This is a genomic window from Microbacterium sp. Bi121, assembly GCF_918698005.1.
Lineage (GTDB): Bacteria > Actinomycetota > Actinomycetes > Actinomycetales > Microbacteriaceae > Microbacterium.
This window is the reverse complement of record NZ_CAKKLJ010000003.1, coordinates 271,661-286,670: the sequence shown is the minus strand read 5'-3', so window position 1 is coordinate 286,670 and position 15,010 is coordinate 271,661. Positions and strand designations below refer to the sequence as shown.

General features: G+C 67.1%; 14 protein-coding genes. 2 read left to right on the top strand and 12 right to left on the bottom strand.

Annotation, left to right across the window (positions count from 1 at the left end; genetic code table 11):
- Window positions 1-137: 137 nt before the first annotated feature.
- On the bottom strand, window positions 138-2,102 hold the full coding sequence (locus LQZ87_RS06355; protein WP_230102624.1) for a M13-type metalloendopeptidase: 1,965 nt from the start codon (window positions 2,100-2,102) through the stop codon (window positions 138-140).
- A gap of 157 nt (window positions 2,103-2,259) precedes the next feature.
- Here LQZ87_RS06355 and LQZ87_RS06350 point away from each other — a divergent pair, with 157 nt between their 5' ends.
- Window positions 2,260-3,903 (top strand): ATPase, T2SS/T4P/T4SS family, encoded by a 1,644-nt coding sequence (locus LQZ87_RS06350; RefSeq protein WP_230102623.1) that lies wholly within the window; start codon window positions 2,260-2,262, stop codon window positions 3,901-3,903.
- A 12-nt stretch (window positions 3,904-3,915) separates the two neighbouring features.
- On the opposite strand, the gene LQZ87_RS06345 is transcribed toward LQZ87_RS06350, so the two are convergent.
- The 11 genes from LQZ87_RS06345 to LQZ87_RS06295 all read right to left on the bottom strand — a co-directional run bounded on the left by LQZ87_RS06345 (window position 3,916) and on the right by LQZ87_RS06295 (window position 13,582).
- Entirely contained in the window at window positions 3,916-5,166 is a 1,251-nt protein-coding gene (locus LQZ87_RS06345; RefSeq protein ID WP_230102622.1) for a type II secretion system F family protein, read from the bottom strand.
- On the bottom strand, window positions 5,154-6,290 hold the full coding sequence (locus LQZ87_RS06340) for a type IV pilus twitching motility protein PilT (RefSeq protein ID WP_290368251.1): 1,137 nt from the start codon (window positions 6,288-6,290) through the stop codon (window positions 5,154-5,156). The genes LQZ87_RS06345 and LQZ87_RS06340 overlap by 13 nt, the downstream gene beginning before the upstream one ends.
- A gap of 1 nt (window position 6,291) precedes the next feature.
- Complete coding sequence (locus LQZ87_RS06335; protein ID WP_230102621.1) at window positions 6,292-7,008, bottom strand: hypothetical protein; 717 nt, start codon at window positions 7,006-7,008, stop codon at window positions 6,292-6,294.
- Entirely contained in the window at window positions 7,008-7,673 is a 666-nt protein-coding gene (locus LQZ87_RS06330) for a hypothetical protein (protein ID WP_230102620.1), read from the bottom strand. The genes LQZ87_RS06335 and LQZ87_RS06330 overlap by 1 nt, the downstream gene beginning before the upstream one ends.
- Window positions 7,673-8,737 (bottom strand): pilus assembly protein PilM, encoded by a 1,065-nt coding sequence (gene pilM, locus LQZ87_RS06325; RefSeq protein ID WP_230102619.1) that lies wholly within the window; start codon window positions 8,735-8,737, stop codon window positions 7,673-7,675. The genes LQZ87_RS06330 and pilM overlap by 1 nt, the downstream gene beginning before the upstream one ends.
- Before the next feature lie 39 nt (window positions 8,738-8,776).
- Window positions 8,777-9,628 (bottom strand): A24 family peptidase, encoded by an 852-nt coding sequence (locus tag LQZ87_RS06320; RefSeq protein WP_230102618.1) that lies wholly within the window; start codon window positions 9,626-9,628, stop codon window positions 8,777-8,779.
- A 2-nt stretch (window positions 9,629-9,630) separates the two neighbouring features.
- The gene (locus LQZ87_RS06315) at window positions 9,631-11,277 is read right to left on the bottom strand and encodes a hypothetical protein (protein WP_230102617.1); all 1,647 of its coding nucleotides are present in this window, start codon (window positions 11,275-11,277) and stop codon (window positions 9,631-9,633) included.
- Entirely contained in the window at window positions 11,268-11,798 is a 531-nt protein-coding gene (locus LQZ87_RS06310; RefSeq protein WP_230102616.1) for a hypothetical protein, read from the bottom strand. The genes LQZ87_RS06315 and LQZ87_RS06310 overlap by 10 nt, the downstream gene beginning before the upstream one ends.
- Window positions 11,795-12,205 carry a prepilin-type N-terminal cleavage/methylation domain-containing protein gene (locus tag LQZ87_RS06305; RefSeq protein WP_230102615.1) on the bottom strand — a complete coding sequence of 137 codons (411 nt, stop codon included), beginning with the start codon at window positions 12,203-12,205 and terminating at the stop codon, window positions 11,795-11,797. The genes LQZ87_RS06310 and LQZ87_RS06305 overlap by 4 nt, the downstream gene beginning before the upstream one ends.
- Window positions 12,206-12,275: 70 nt before the next feature.
- Entirely contained in the window at window positions 12,276-12,656 is a 381-nt protein-coding gene (locus LQZ87_RS06300; RefSeq protein ID WP_230102614.1) for a prepilin-type N-terminal cleavage/methylation domain-containing protein, read from the bottom strand.
- 374 nt (window positions 12,657-13,030) lie between these two features.
- Entirely contained in the window at window positions 13,031-13,582 is a 552-nt protein-coding gene (locus tag LQZ87_RS06295) for a DUF1992 domain-containing protein (protein WP_230102613.1), read from the bottom strand.
- 78 nt (window positions 13,583-13,660) lie between these two features.
- Between LQZ87_RS06295 and LQZ87_RS06290 the strand changes: the two genes are divergently transcribed.
- Window positions 13,661-14,986, top strand: a complete 1,326-nt coding sequence (locus tag LQZ87_RS06290; protein WP_230102612.1) for an MATE family efflux transporter — start codon at window positions 13,661-13,663, stop codon at window positions 14,984-14,986.
- Window positions 14,987-15,010 lie beyond the last annotated feature (24 nt).

Sequence of the window (15,010 nt, the reverse complement as noted above, 5' to 3'; positions counted from 1 at the left end):
AGGCTCAGGGGGAGTGCCCACGCGTGTTCCTTCCCAAGAAGGTCGATGAGGGGAGGCGCCGCGCGATCCACGCCGACAGCGGCACTCGCCATCGTAGTCCCGCGCGGCGACGCCCGGTCAAAGTTTGCGGGTAACGGTCACCAGATCGTCACACGCTGGTCGCTCGGCAGGTGCAGAGCATCACCTTCGGCCACGCCGAACGCCTCGTAGAAGGCGTCGATGTTGCGCACGATCTGGTTGCACCGGAACTCGTTCGGCGAGTGCGGATCGATCGTGAGCAGGCGGATCGTCTCGGGGTCGCGGCTCTTCTGCTGCCACACCTGGGCCCAGCTCAGCAGCAGTCGCTGCACACCGGTGAGGCCGTCGATCACCGGGGCCTCCGCACCGCCCAGGGCGATGTCGTAGGCCTTCAGCGCGATGCCGAGCCCACCGAGATCGCCGATGTTCTCGCCGATCGTGAGCGCACCGTTGACGTTGTTCTCCTCGCCGAGACCCACCGGAACCAGTGCGTCGTACTGAGCGATCAGGGCCTTGGTGCGCTCCTCGAAGGCTGCGCGATCGGCGTCCGTCCACCAGTCGTCGAGCTTGCCGGTGCCGTCGTAGCGGCTGCCCTGGTCATCGAAACCGTGGCCGATCTCGTGACCGATGACCGCGCCGATGCCGCCGTAGTTCGCTGCGGCGTCGCGCGAGGCATCGAAGAACGGGTACTGCAGGATCGCTGCGGGGAACACGATCTCGTTCATCGACGGGTTGTAGTAGGCGTTGACCATCTGCGGCGGCATGTGCCACTCATTGCGGTCGATGGGCTTGCCGATCTTGTCGACGTTGCGGTCGTGCTCGAAGATGTTCGCGCGGCGGACGTTGCCGAAGATGTCGGCGGCGTCGATCTCGAGCGTCGAGTAGTCGCGCCAGACCTCCGGGTGGCCGATCTTCGGTGTGAACGCGTCGAGCTTCGCGAGCGCGCGCTCACGCGTGTCGGGGCTCATCCACTCCAGCGTCGTGATGCTCTGCCGGTACGCCTCGATGAGGTTCGCGACGAGCTCGTCCATCGCCGCCTTCGCCGTCGGCGGGTAGTGCCGCTCGACGTAGACCTTGCCGATCGCCTCGCCCAGAGCACTCTCGGTGACCGAGACGCCGCGCTTCCAGCGCTCGCGGATCGTCGGGACGCCGGTGAGCTCCGTGCCGTAGAACGAGAAGTTCTCCTGCACGATGTCGTCGGTGAGGAAGGGTGCCGCGGCATGCACGGCCTGTGCCCGCAGCCACGCCTTCCAGTCGTCGAGCCGATCGGCGGTCAGCAGTGCGCCGAGACCCTCGAAGGCGCTGGGCTGGCTGACGACGACTTCGGCGAAGGCATCCGGGTTCGTGGGTCCGACGGCATCCCGCCACGGCGTCAGATCGACGCCGACAAGGGCCTGGAAGTCGTCCCACGACTTGAGGTTGTAGGTCTTCACGGCGTCGCGGCTGGCGACGTTGTCCCAGTGCTTGGAGGCGATCTCGGCTTCGAGCGCGAAGGCGCGCTCGGCGTCGCCCGCGGCATCCTGCACCCCGGCGAGCGCGAGGAGGCGCTCGAGGTGCGCACGGTACGCGTCGCGAGTGCCGGCGAAGCTGTCGAGGCGGTAGTAACTCTCGTCAGGGAGCGAGAGGCCCGACTGGACGAGGATCGGCACGTAGCGCTCCGGATCGCCGGGATCGCCGTCGATGTAGAGCCCGATCATGTGGGCGCGGCCGTCGCGCTCGTAGGCACCGGCGATCGCGAGCAGGGCCGGGATGCCGTCGATCCGGTCGATCTCGGCAAGCGTCTCCTGCAGGGGCTGGACCCCGGCGGCATCGATGCGCGCGGTGTCCATGAAGCTCGTGAACAGGTCGCCGATCTTGCGCTCGAGGGTGCCGGGCGCGGCACCCTGCGACTCTTCGATGATCGTCCGCACATCCTTCTCGGCCTGCTCGGCGAGCATGTGGAAGGAGCCCCATCGCGCCTTGTCGCCGGGGATCTCAGTGCGATCGAGCCACGCGCCGTTGACGTGGCGATACAGGTCGTCCTGGGGGCGGATGTCGGAGCTGAACTCTTCGGTCGCGAGACCGGCGGGAAGCACATCAGTCATGCGTCCACCCTATGCGCGCGGGGCGCTCGGCGTGCTCGGCGCGCATCGGAAATCCGCTCTGTTCGGGCGGGGCGTGGCGCAATATGATGTCGAGAAGGGGATACGGCGGAGACGCCGGAAGAGGGGAAATGCTGTGAGGGGACTGGGGCAGTATCTGGTGTCTACGGGCGCGGCTGATGCCGACGTCATCGGGACGGCCATCGCCGAAGTGGGCGATGGAGAGGAGTTGCCGCGGCATCTGCTGCAGCAGCGCCGGATCACCGAGGCGCAGGTCGCCGAGGCGACATCGATCGCGACGGGCTGCAGCTTCGTCGATCTGACGACGTACACGTTCGATCCGCAGGTGGTCGCGCTCGTGCCTGGGCCGCTGTGCCGCAAGTACCGGCTGCTGCCGCTGCGCATGGTGCGCGATCAGCTGACCGTGGGGATGCTGGATCCGACCGACATCATCGCGCTGGACGACATAGCCACGCTGACCGATCTGCGGGTCGTCCCCGTGGTCGTCGCGGAGGACTCGCTGATGCAGGCGTTCGAGCGGCTGCTGCGCTCGGACGGCGAGCTCAGCGACCTGTCGGAGCAGATCGGCGAATCATCGTCCAGCGCCGACAGCATGTTCACCGAGCAGCTCGACGACCAGGACATCGATGCCCCGGTCGTCCGCTTCGTGAACCTGCTCATCACCCAGGCGATCAACGACCGGGCCAGCGACATCCACATCGAGCCGGGCGAGCACCGCCTCACGGTGCGGTTCCGCATCGACGGCGTGCTGCACGAGATGCAGCGAGCGGATCGCAGCATCCAGGACGGTGTGATCTCGCGACTGAAGATCATGTCGTCCATCGACATCGCCGAGAAGCGCGTGCCTCAGGACGGCCGCATCTCGGTGCTGCACGAGGGCCGCAGCGTCGACCTCCGCGTGGCCACGCTGCCGACGGTGTGGGGCGAGAAGATCGTCATGCGAATCCTCGACAACAGCGGCCAGTCCATGTCGATGGACGATCTGCTGTTCCTGCGACGCAACGAGCACCGGTTCCGCGAGGCGATCACCCGCCCGCACGGCATGGTGCTGGTCACAGGTCCGACCGGCTCCGGAAAGTCGACCACGCTGTACACCGCGCTGCGGACCGTCTCGAATCCGCGCGTGAACGTGATCACGGTCGAGGATCCGGTGGAGTACCGCATCCCGGACATCAACCAGGTGCAGGTGAATCCACGCGCAGGGCTCACGTTCGCCTCCGCGCTGCGCGCGATCCTGCGCTCTGACCCCGACGTCGTGCTGGTCGGTGAGATCCGCGACCGCGAGACGGCGACGATCTCGATCGAGGCGGCGCTCACCGGCCACCTCGTGCTCTCGACGCTGCACACGAACGATGCGCCGAGTGCGCTGACCCGCCTGGTCGAGATCGGCACCGAGCCGTTCCTGGTGGCGACCGCACTGAGCGCCGTAGTCGCCCAGCGCCTCGCCCGTCGCCTGTGCACTCGCTGCCGCCAGCCCATCGAAGACGATCGCGCGATGCTCGATGCCGTCGGGATGCCCGCTGAGCTGATCAATCACGCCACCGTGTACCGCGCCGTCGGATGCTCCGCCTGCTCCAACACGGGGTATCGGGGCCGCGTCGGACTGCACGAGGTTATGACACTCACCGATGAGATCGAGCAGGCGCTTGTCGCACATGGAACCGGCAGCGAGCTGCGGCAGATCGCCCTGAAGCAGGGAATGGTGCCGCTGCGCGATGACGGTTGGGCGAAGGTCGCCGATGGCATCACGACGATCGAGGAGATCCTCCGCGTCACCGTGTGAGCGGGCGGGGAGTCACCCCTGGTTCGCCATGTCTCCGTACAGCGTGAAGATCGGCATGTACAGGGAGATCACCATGCCGCCGATGACCACGCCGAGGCCGACGATGAGGATCGGCTCGATCAGCGACGACAGCTGCTCCGTCGCGGTCTCGACCTCTTCCTCGTAGAAGTCGGCGATGCTGCCCAGCATCTGCGCGAGCGTGCCGGACTCCTCGCCGACGGCGACCATCTGCGCCACCATCGGCGGGAAGACGTCCTCCTTCGCCAGCGGGCCTGCGAACGATCGGCCGGCGCGGATCGATTCCTGGATCTCGCGCACGGTGTGTTCGATCTTCCAGTTGTTCGACGCCTGACCGACGATCGACAGCGCCTGGATGATCGGTACACCGGCATCCAGCATCATGGCCAGGTTGCGGCTAAACCGAGCGACAGCCATCTTCGTGATCAGCTTGCCGAAGATCGGCATCTTGAGCTTGATCGGGTCGACGACCTTGCGATAGCCGTCGGTGTACCGGTTGCGTGACCACACCACGGCGAGCACGATCAGGAGCACGATGAGCGCCGGAAGGATCCAGACCATGTTGTGCGAGATCGTCACGAGGATCTGGGTCGGCAGCGGCAGCCCGCTGCCGAGGCCGGCGAACATGTTCTCGAAGACCGGCACGATGAAGGTCACCATGACGAGCACGCCGATGATGGCGATCACGAGGACCACGGCCGGGTAGGTGGTGGCCGAGCGGATCTTGCCGTGCAACTCGGCCTGCTTGCGATAGTTCTCGGCGACGGAGTTGAGGGCGGCTCCGAGGAATCCGCCGGACTCGCCCACCTTGACGATCGACACCATCAGGGGCGGGAAGATGTCGGGATGGCGCCCCAGGGATGCCGACAGCGACGATCCGCCCTCGACGTCGGATGCCACGGAGCCGAGCACTCCACGCAGCTTGCGGTCGGCCGTCTGATCCTCGAGCACGAGAAGCGTGCGCATGAGAGGCAGACCGGCGTTGATGAGCGCCGCCATCTGCCGCGAGAAGATCGCGAGCGTCTGCGCCGACACTCCTTTATTAAGGGACGGCAGTGTGATCTCGCGGCGCAGCCCCGTCTTGTCGATCGGCGCGACCTGCACGGGCATGAGTCCTTGAGTTCGAAGCTTCGCCGTGACAGTCGCCTCTGTCGTGGCATCCATCGTGCCCTTGATCAGCTGCGTGGTGCCCGGATCGATGGCCTGATAGTGCCATTCCTGCATCGTCGCCATCATGAACCCCATTCCGTGAGCTGACGGTCCACCGCGTAATGCGACCAGGAGTCGGCATCGAGATCTGCCGGCTGAACGTGCACATTGTCGAGCGAGGCGGGGTCGACCGCGAACGTGCGGGCGACGTGAGCCGCGACCGTGCCCGCCCCGACGAGGCGACGCAGATCCTGATCGAGGGTGTGCATGCCCTCGGCCGCGCCCGCCTGCATCGCGCTGTACAGCTGGGCGACCTGGCCCTCGCGGATCAGGTTCGCGACGGCCGGCGTGTTGATGAGCACCTCGGTGGCGATGGTGCGTCCTGCGTGCTGCGCGCGCGGCAGCAGGCTCTGGCTGATGATGCCCTGCAGGGTGTCGCCGAGCTGCGAGCGGATCTGGTCCTGCCGGTCGGCGGGGAACGCATCGATGATGCGGTTGATCGACTTCGATGCGCCCTGCGTGTGCAGCGTGGAGAGCACGAGGTGACCTGTTTCTGCGGCCGAGAGAGCGGTCGAGATCGACTCCGGGTCGCGGAGCTCGCCGACGAGGATCACATCAGGGTCCTGTCGCAGCACGCGACGCAGTGCCTCGGCGAACGAGTTCGTGTCGCTGCCGACCTCACGCTGATGGATCAGCGCGCGGCGGCTGTTGTGGTGGAACTCGATCGGGTCCTCGATCGTGACGATGTGCACGGGGCGGATGCTGTTGATGATGTCGACCATCGCGGTGAGCGTCGTCGACTTTCCGGATCCGGTCGGCCCGGTGACGAGGACGAGTCCGCGCGGTCGGAGCGCAAGATCCTGAGCGATCTGGGGGGCGCCCAGCTCATCGAGTGTGAACACCTTGCCCGGGATGAAGCGGAGCGCCATGGCGATCGCGCCGAGCTGGCGGAACACGTTCACGCGCAGTCGCCCGATGCCGGGCTCGTGGTGAGCGAGGTCGACTTCGTGGCGGCGGACGAACTCGTCGCGCTGTCCGTCGCTCATGAGGCTGTGGGCGGCCTCGCGCACCCAGGTGGCGTCGAGCGGGTCGGGCTGCTGGGGGATGACGATCAGATCGCCGTCGACGCGCATCAGCGGTGGGGCGTCGGCGGTGATGTGGAGGTCGGATGCTCTCCCTCGAGCAGCCAGGGAGAGCAGTTCGCTCAGAGTGACCGTCATGTCAGCTGCCTTCCTGGGCACGGGTGAAGGTCAGCGCGGTGACCTGGATGTCGAACTGTTCATTGGACTCGGTGACGACGACCTCGTCGATCGCGATGGCCCGAGGACCGCCGCGCAGACCGTCGAGGAACTTCTGGACGCTCACCATGTCGGGGGCTGTGGCCTGGATCGTGATGTCGATCTGCATCCGGTCGGGCGTCGTCGCAGTGGGCTGAGCCGTCGGGTCGGTCGTCGTCTCGGATGCTGCCGCGTCGGCGGTCGCGTCACTGGCGACGGTCGCGTCGGCGGCGACGTCGGATGCCGCGTCGACCGGCGTCTCGGTCGGCTCGGTCGTGGCGGCAGGGGCTGGAGCGTCTTCGGTTCCACCCGTGCGCGGGGCGTACGGCACTGCCTCTCCCCTGGTGACGGAGACGAGCTGCGCGCCGGAGTCGGCCTCGGCGCGCGCGATACGCTCGAAGACCTCGTCCAGCAGCGGGAGAGCAGGGATCTGTGCGGAAAGGGCTGCGACCGACTTCTCGGTCTCCTCCAGGGTCTCCTGCTGCTTCTGCAGGGCGGCGATCTGGGTCTCGTACACCTGGTTCGTGCCTTCGACCTGACGCTGCTGCTCCTGGGCCGCGAACACGCCGCCGACGAGCGGCAGCACTCCGACCACGATGCCGAGCACGAGCACGGCGGCTGTCACGAGAGCGCCGATGAGGGTGATGAGCTGTTTGGTCATCACTGACCGCCTTCCTGCTCAGCAGCGAACCGGCCGCTGTAGATGCCCTGATCGAAGGTGATGTCGATCGTGTACGTGAATCGTCCTTCTTCGCTGCCGCTCTCGGCGATGGCATTCGAATCGCTCTGGGCCACCGCACCGACCGTGCGCAGCTGGCGCGAGATCGCGGCGATGTCGATCGTGTTCGGGCTGTCGAGAGTGATCGTTCCCGTCAGCCCTGCGGTGCCGACGACGGTCTCTTCCGTGAGCTTGTCGACGGCAGGCATGCCGGGGACGAGACTGAATCCGACCAGCGCGACATCTGCGGGCAGCGCGGACTCGATCTTGCTGCGCACGTCGCTCCACGCGAGGTCGGAACCCATCGCCTCGGCCAGGTAGCCCGTGAGCTCCTTCTCTGTGGCGATGGCACCGCTGACCTCGGAGAGCCCGGCGATCTCGCCGACGAGCTCCTGCGTGCGCAGGTGCTCGGCGGCGAGTTCCTGCTGGGCGAACGTGTTCCACACCCACGCCCCGCCGACGAGGAGTGCGGCGACGACGACGGCCGCGAGGGCCGCCCAGATCCAGACGCGGCCCAGTCGGTCGTGCTCGCGGCGAGCGCGCTCGGATGCGGGCAGCAGGTTGACTCTGGGGGCGCCGGCGAGCGACACCACGGCGACGCGAGACATCAGCTCTCCTTCCCGAGAGCCAGGCCGGCTGTGCTGACGAGGTTGAGGGCGAGCTCGCCGGCCGGCTCACCGTTGACGACCGTTCCGACGTCGGAGAGAGAGATGATCCGCACCGGGAACTGATCCCGCTCTTCGAGCCCGCGTTGCACGCCCGTGATCGCGGCGCCCGCGCCGGTGAGCAGCACCTGGTCGATGCCGGCGACACCGGGCCGGCTCATGGAGAACGCGAGCGTGCTGTGCAGTCGCCCGAGCAAATCGGCGACTGCTCGTCCACCGTTCTCGTTGCGGAGCGTCCCGCGCAGCGCCCCGGGTGCGATGGCGTCTGCAGGCAGGATGCCGGCGGTGCCGATGGCTGCGGCACCCACTCCGGCGAGCACCGGGATCTCGGCATTCACGGTTTCATCGTCGACGACCGTCATCCCGCGCCGGCGGACCGCCGCGGTCTCCATATCGGCCGGAAGGATGCGGACGAACATCGGGATGCCGTCGCGCAGAACCACGACCTGCGTGGTGTGGTCGCCGACATGGATGACGGCGATGGTGCCGGATCCTGCTCCGGCTCGCACTGCGCGAGCGAGGCCGAACGCCGTGAGATCGACGCGGGTCACGCGGATGCGGCTGCGCGAGAAGGCGGCGATCATGTGCTCGACGGTCTCCGCGACCGCGGCCACGAGCAGTCCGTGGACTTGATCGCCGTCCTGTGAGGTCGGGTAGAAGTCGAGCACGGCCTGGTTCACCGGGACGGGCAGCAGGTCCTGCACCTGGAACGGCAGAGCCTTGCGGAGGACAGCCGGAGGCAGCGCGGTCGTGCTGTACTCGCGCACGAGGACGCGGCGGCTGGCGATGCCGAGGGTGACGCTGCGGCCCTTGATGCGCGCGGTGTTCCAGAGCTGACGGATCGCGACGGCGACAGCGCCTTCGTCGAGGATCTCGGAGTCCTTGGCGGCATCGATGGGCAGCGGGACCTCGCCGTACGCGACGACGCGCGGTGATCGACCCGTGGTCATCTCGACCGCGCGGACGCTCTCTTCGGTGATCTCCACACCGACTCGTGTTGCTGCCATGTCCCCTCCTTCTTGCAGACCGTTCCTGACCGGAATGGCCTACGTGTAAAGCCCCAGATACCAGCGCGCGATCGGCTCACCGATGAGGATGCCGACCCACGCGCCGGCGAGCATCCACGGTCCGAACGGGATTGCCGTCTTGCGTCCTGCTCTCTTGATCACGATGAGCGCGAGTCCGACCGCGCCGCCGAGCACGAACGCCGAGAAGGCACCGACCACGAGCGCGCCCCAGCCGAACCAGCCGAGCACGGTTCCGACGAGCCCGGCGAGCTTGACGTCGCCGCCGCCCATGCCACGAGGGCTGATCAGCCGCACGACGTAGTAGAAGAGGTAGAGCGATACGCCCCCGAGCAGTGCCCGGATGAACGGTTCCCAGGCTCCCGCGTCGCCGACCGACGCGAGCACCGTCGTGGCTCCGAGGATCACGACGACCGCCGCCCATCCAGGGAGCACGATCGCGTTCGGCAGGCGTTTGACGTCGACGTCGATCGCCGTGAGCACCACGCTGAGCGCGGCGAACAGCACGAGCATGATGAGCTCGCCCCAGAACACCGGACTGGTCGCCCAGGCGCCGGTCGATGACCCGCCGGCCGCCTGCCGGATGACTCCGACGGCGACAGCGACGAACAGCGCCCCTGTGAGCAGCTCGATCAGCGGATATCGCGCCGAGATGCCGCCGCGACAGTTGGCGCAGCGGCCGCGCTGCACCAACCACGAGACCACGGGGATGTTCTGGTGCGCGCGGATCGATGCGCCGCATTGCGGGCACCGGCTCTCGCGCATGAGGGAGATGCCGGCCGGGACGCGATAAGCGACGACGTTGAGGAACGAGCCGATGACCAGCCCGAACACTCCCGCCCATGCGGTGATGAAGATCGCGACAGCCGGCATGATCACGGCACGTCCCGCTGGGAAATGAGGTCGCCGAGGCTGTCCGTCCCCGCGCCGCCACTTCCCGGCCACGGGTCGACATCCTCTCCGAAGTCGTAGCCAGGGATGTTCCGTGGCGCGAAGGCGACCTTGACACCGCCGCCGAACTCGAGCTCGCCCGAGTAGACCTGCCCGCGGAACGTGGCCGGGCCACTGTTGAACTTCATCTTGCACGGCGTGTAGATGTAGATCGCGATCTTGGGGTCGACCATCGAGTCGTTGAGCTGCTCGGAGGCGCTCGCTGGCGAGTTGCACTGGGGGCCCGCAACGGCCGGCTTGCTGTCGGGAGTGATCAGATAGATCGTGTGGGGCTGTCCGTCGGCGCTGGAGAACTTCGTCCCCGACAGGTACCAGCGGTTCGCGATGATCGCGATGTCCCTGTTGATCTTGACCTGCTTGTTCGCGCCGCCGGCGTTGGTGTCGAAGTTGCCCGAGCAGGCCCGGATGTCGAAGATCATCCGACTGGTGAGGGTGCTGGCAACTGAGGTGACATCGGCCGAATTGCCGGACCACTTGTTGCACGCTGTACCCGTGACCGTCGTGAGCTTGTAGCCTTCGTCCGCCCAGGCCTGCGGAGGAGTCGTGGCGTTCACCGGCGTGAAATCGACGTCCTGCCAGGTCGGGATCTCCGGGAGCGGCACCGTGGCGAGCGCTGTGTTCTTGGTGATCGGACCCTTCACGATCGTCGTCGCCGGGGTGCCCCAGGTTCCGTACCCGCCCTTATAGGTGAAGCCGCCGAAGATAGTGCCGCTGCCGAGAGTGCTGTTTCCCGTGCCCGCGGCCCGCACGCTGCCGTAGACGGTGCCGGCGTTCAGGGTCACCGTGCCGCCGACGAAGACGTTGCCCTCGCTGCCACCGACCTTTCCGACGGTGCCGGCGATGGTGTGTCCGACATCCTTCGGCGCGATCAGGCTGCCCTCGATCTTGCCGCCGTTGACGACAGCCGTACCCCCGATGTAGGCGTTCCCCTCAACAACGCAGCCGTTGTCGAGCTGCATGTCGCCCGTCTTGGTGTAGATGTCGCCGGGGAAAACTGATCCGGTGCCGCATGCGATCTTCCCGAGCGAGGCATAAACGCCGGCGGAGCCGACGAAGTCGTCGATGCCCATCTCACTGTTGGCGCTGTCGAAGACGTAGGAGTTGAGTCGGGAACCCATGCTGTACGTGTAGAAAAGGCCAGGACCGCCGGCGGTCGGCGGTGTCAGACCGTCCAGTTCGTAGACCGCGCTCAGCGTCGTGCTCGCGCCGCTCGCCGTACCGGTGACGGTGTACGTGACCTGTCCGACGCCGGGAGAATCGCACGCGACGGCGACCGTGTAGTTCGGTGCTGTGCCAGCCGGCACGGCACTACACGGGTCCGCGCCGGCACCGCTTGCCTGCGCGATCGCGGCGGCGAGTCCGGCGTCGGCTGCAGCTCGCGACTGGGCGGTGCTGCGACTCGAGACGACGCTCGACGCGGTGTTGACGACCAGTCCGCCGACCAGGACGGCGCCGACCATCAGCACCATCATCACGATGATGACGACGACGAGCGTTGCGCCCCGATCGTTGCGCAGATCGCTCGGATCGTGAATCCGTCGACGGAGCGCTTCGTGAAGGCTCACCAGCATGGTCCGGCTCCTTGGATGACCGCCTGGGCCTTGACCGCCCCGATGATGGGGACGGTCGCGCTGCCCGCTGAGGCGGTGAACGAGTACTCCAGCCGGGTCGACGACGGGGCGGAGAAGATCGGGCCGTCATCGATCCCGGTGGCAAGCGTCGCCCAGCCGGTGGTGACGGAGGTGTCGATGGCACTGTTCGCGCTCTTGTAGAGCAGATCACCGGATGCGTCGCGCTTCCATGCCCGGCACTCCCAGCCGGACGATCCGGTGGCGACGACGGCGACGAGCGTGTCGCCGCTGCCAGTGGACGGATGGATCTCCGTCGCATTGCGGATGGACTTCTGCAGTGAAGCTGTGACGAGGTTGGCCTGGCCGGTTGCCGCGTCGCGATCGGTGGTCGCCACCTGGGCCCCCCAACCGTTGATGAAGATCGATGACACGAGTACCAGGACGACACCCGCGATGAGCATGTAGAGAATCAGTTCGACGAGGCTCAGGCCGTCGTCGTCAGAGTCCTGCGGACGAGTCATGGTGCACCGACCATGACTTTGGTGGATACGGACGCCAGCGACTCGGTACCTGACAAGACCGTCACGGTGACCGCCACGGCCGCCGGATATGCACCGGCAGCCGGGCAGGTCGCCGGCGAGGTCCGGATCGTGAGGCCGGAACCGCTCGGCCCTGGCAGATCGCCGTTCTCGGCCGTCAGATCCGCACAGCGCGAGGCGGTGGACCCGGTCGGGAACTCAGAGCGGATCTCGGCGACCCTCTCTGCTGCGAGATTGGTCGCCACGACGGAAGAGCGGTTGTCGACGCTGAGCCCCATCGCCGTGACCAGCAACGGCAGTACTGCGAGCGCCAGAACGGCGAGCAGGACCATCGCGATGATCACTTCGATGAGGCCCAGTCCGTCGTCGCTTCGGGTAAGCCGCGACATGAGTGGTCCTCAGTTAGATGACTTGAGCGGAGGCCTGAAAGCGCGGGCCTCCGCTCTGGTCAACGACTCGTCAGCAACCAGGACCGAACCCATCAAGGGCGGTAGTCCCGACGGTCGGTGTGATGCAAATGTCATCCACGACTGTCGACGCCGCGGAACCACTCGTGTATGCGAGCGTATAGCCCGCATCGGTGGCTGGCGCATCAATGTCCCCGGCCGGGTCACCCTGCGCGATGTTCGCTGCGGCCGTTGTCGCGGCGTTCGCGGCGGCGGCCTTGGCGGCATTCTCGGTAGCAGTCTGCTGGAGGCTTCCGACGATCGGAATCGCGACAGCCACGAGGATGCCGAGGATCACGACGACGATGATGAGCTCGATCAGCGAGAAGCCGGCTTCGCCGTTCTCTTCCCGCTCGATCTTCTTGGCCTCGATGAGGCGTCGGATAGTACGCATGACAGAGTCACACTTCCCGGGATGACGGAAACGGGTACCCTGCGTTGGGCGTCGTCTCCGACGGGCTTCGTGCTTGTGATTCCCCAACCCCAGGTTCAGGAGCCACCGCCACCCCTCAGTTGAGCGGCTCCTGATGCACATGCTGGCGAAGGTGGGAGCGCGCTCACAATCCCCCAATTCTGGGGGTACTACCCGCGTTCATCCGACTGGTATCCCGCGCGCGCATTCAGCAGTATCGACCATTGGCCAGGAGGCGTGGACTTATGGCCAGTCGGCTCTTTTTCGCTCGAAATGGGCATGTCTCCCCATTGCCTTTTCGGAGCCGGAAAGATTTCTCACGTGAGCATCTCCGGACTCAGGCTCGAACTCTGAGTTCACGCGCGGCGACGGAACAGGCCACGTCGCCCCGGTGACTCCGGTGCCGGCGGGGCTTCCTGCGGCGTGATCGCGCGCTCTGCGCGACGTCGCCGCCACGCCTCGACCTCAGCATCCACATCTCTGGTCTTGGTGATGACGGGCGGGCCGCCCATGAGCTGCCGGCGGGCATCGATCACGCGCCTGTTGAAGTCCTCGAGCGCCTCGCGCACATCGCTCTCGCGACCGATTTTGTCGAGCGTGTCATCCAGTTCGCGGTCCTCGTTCCGCAGCAGAATCGCGGGCGGTCCGAGGCCTGTGAGGTTCTCCGTCTCGATCTTGCGGCGGATCCACCAGTCAGGATCGTGGTGCGAACCGAGGTTCTCCAGCGGCTTGCCAGCGCCGGGCAGATCGTCGAACTCGCCGCGGCGGATCGCGAGCTGGATCACCGTCTCGACGAACTGGTGCCTGTTCTCGGCGTTCAGCTGCATCGGCGGCGCTTCGGACTCAGCATCCGGTTCGCCGTTCTGCCGCGCCCGATAGCGGGCCGCGGCGTCTCGAGGATCAGTCATCGTCCACCTCCGGATGCCGGTTCTACCAGCCTACGCGCCCCTCGAACGAGCGTCGCCGGCACGCCATAGGCTCAGAGGATGACCGCACGCCCCACGTCCCTGAACCGGGAGATCCTGCGGCTGGCGGTCCCTGCCCTCGGCGCGCTGGTCGCCGAGCCCGCGTTCCTGATGGTGGACGCCGCGCTCGTCGGTCACCTGGGCACCGTCCCCCTCGCCGGACTCGGCATCGCGAGCGCCGTGCTGCAGACGATCGTCGGGCTGATGATCTTCCTCGCGTACTCGACGACCCCGGCCGTCGCCCGCCGGTTCGGTGCCGGCGATCACAAGGATGCCGTCTCCGTCGGCATCGACGGCATGTGGCTCGCGCTCGGGCTCGGCGCCGTGCTCGCCGTCACCGGAGCCCTCTCGTCCGACTGGCTGGTCTCGCTGTTCGGTGCTCCAGCCGACGTGGCCGCCCAGGCCGACACGTATCTGATGATCAGCATGTGGGGCCTGCCCGCCATGCTGATCGTCTTCGCCGCCACCGGACTGCTGCGCGGGATGCAGGACACGGTGACCCCGCTGTGGATCGCCGGGCTCGGGTTCGGGGCGAACGCCCTGCTGAACTTCCTGTTCATCTACGGTTTCGGGTGGGGCATCGCCGGCTCCGCCGTCGGGACGGTCACCGCACAGTGGGCCATGGTCACGGCATACGTCATCATCGTCGGCCGCCTCGCCCGCAAGCACTCGGCGTCCGTCCGCCCACAGCGCGACGGCGTGCGCGGATCGGCACGATCGGGCGGCTGGCTCTTCCTCCGCACCGTCAGCCTGCGTGCGGCATTGCTGATCACGGTCGGCGTCGCGACCGGCATCGGCACCGACGAGCTCGCGGGTTGGCAGGTCGTGTTCACGATCTTCTCGGCCGCGGCCTTCGCCCTGGATGCCCTCGCCATCGCCGCGCAGGCGCTCATCGGCAAGGGACTCGGCGCCGGCGACATCCCCGGCGTCAGGCATGTGCTGGCGCGCACCGTCGCGTGGGGTGCCTGGTTCGGCGTGATCGTCGGCGTGGTCATCGGCGCTCTCTCCGGAGTGATCGGACTCGCGTTCACCGGCGACCCGGACCTGGCCGCCCTCATTCAGCCGGCGCTCATCGTCCTCGCCGTCGCCCAGCCGGTCGCCGGCATCGTGTTCGTGCTCGATGGAGTGCTGATGGGATCGGGGGACGTCCGCTACCTCGCGATCGCCGGCGGACTCAACCTCGTGCCGTTCCTGCCCGCGCTCGTCATCATCTCGCTGGTCGGCGTCGACGGAACGGCTGGCGTCACCTGGCTCGCGGTCGCGTTCTTCGGCGTGTACATGCTGGCCCGCTTCGCCACCCTCGGCTGGCGCGTGCGAACCGGCGGTTGGCTCCGCCAAGACGCGTAGCAGTGTCGTGATGGCGGAGGATGG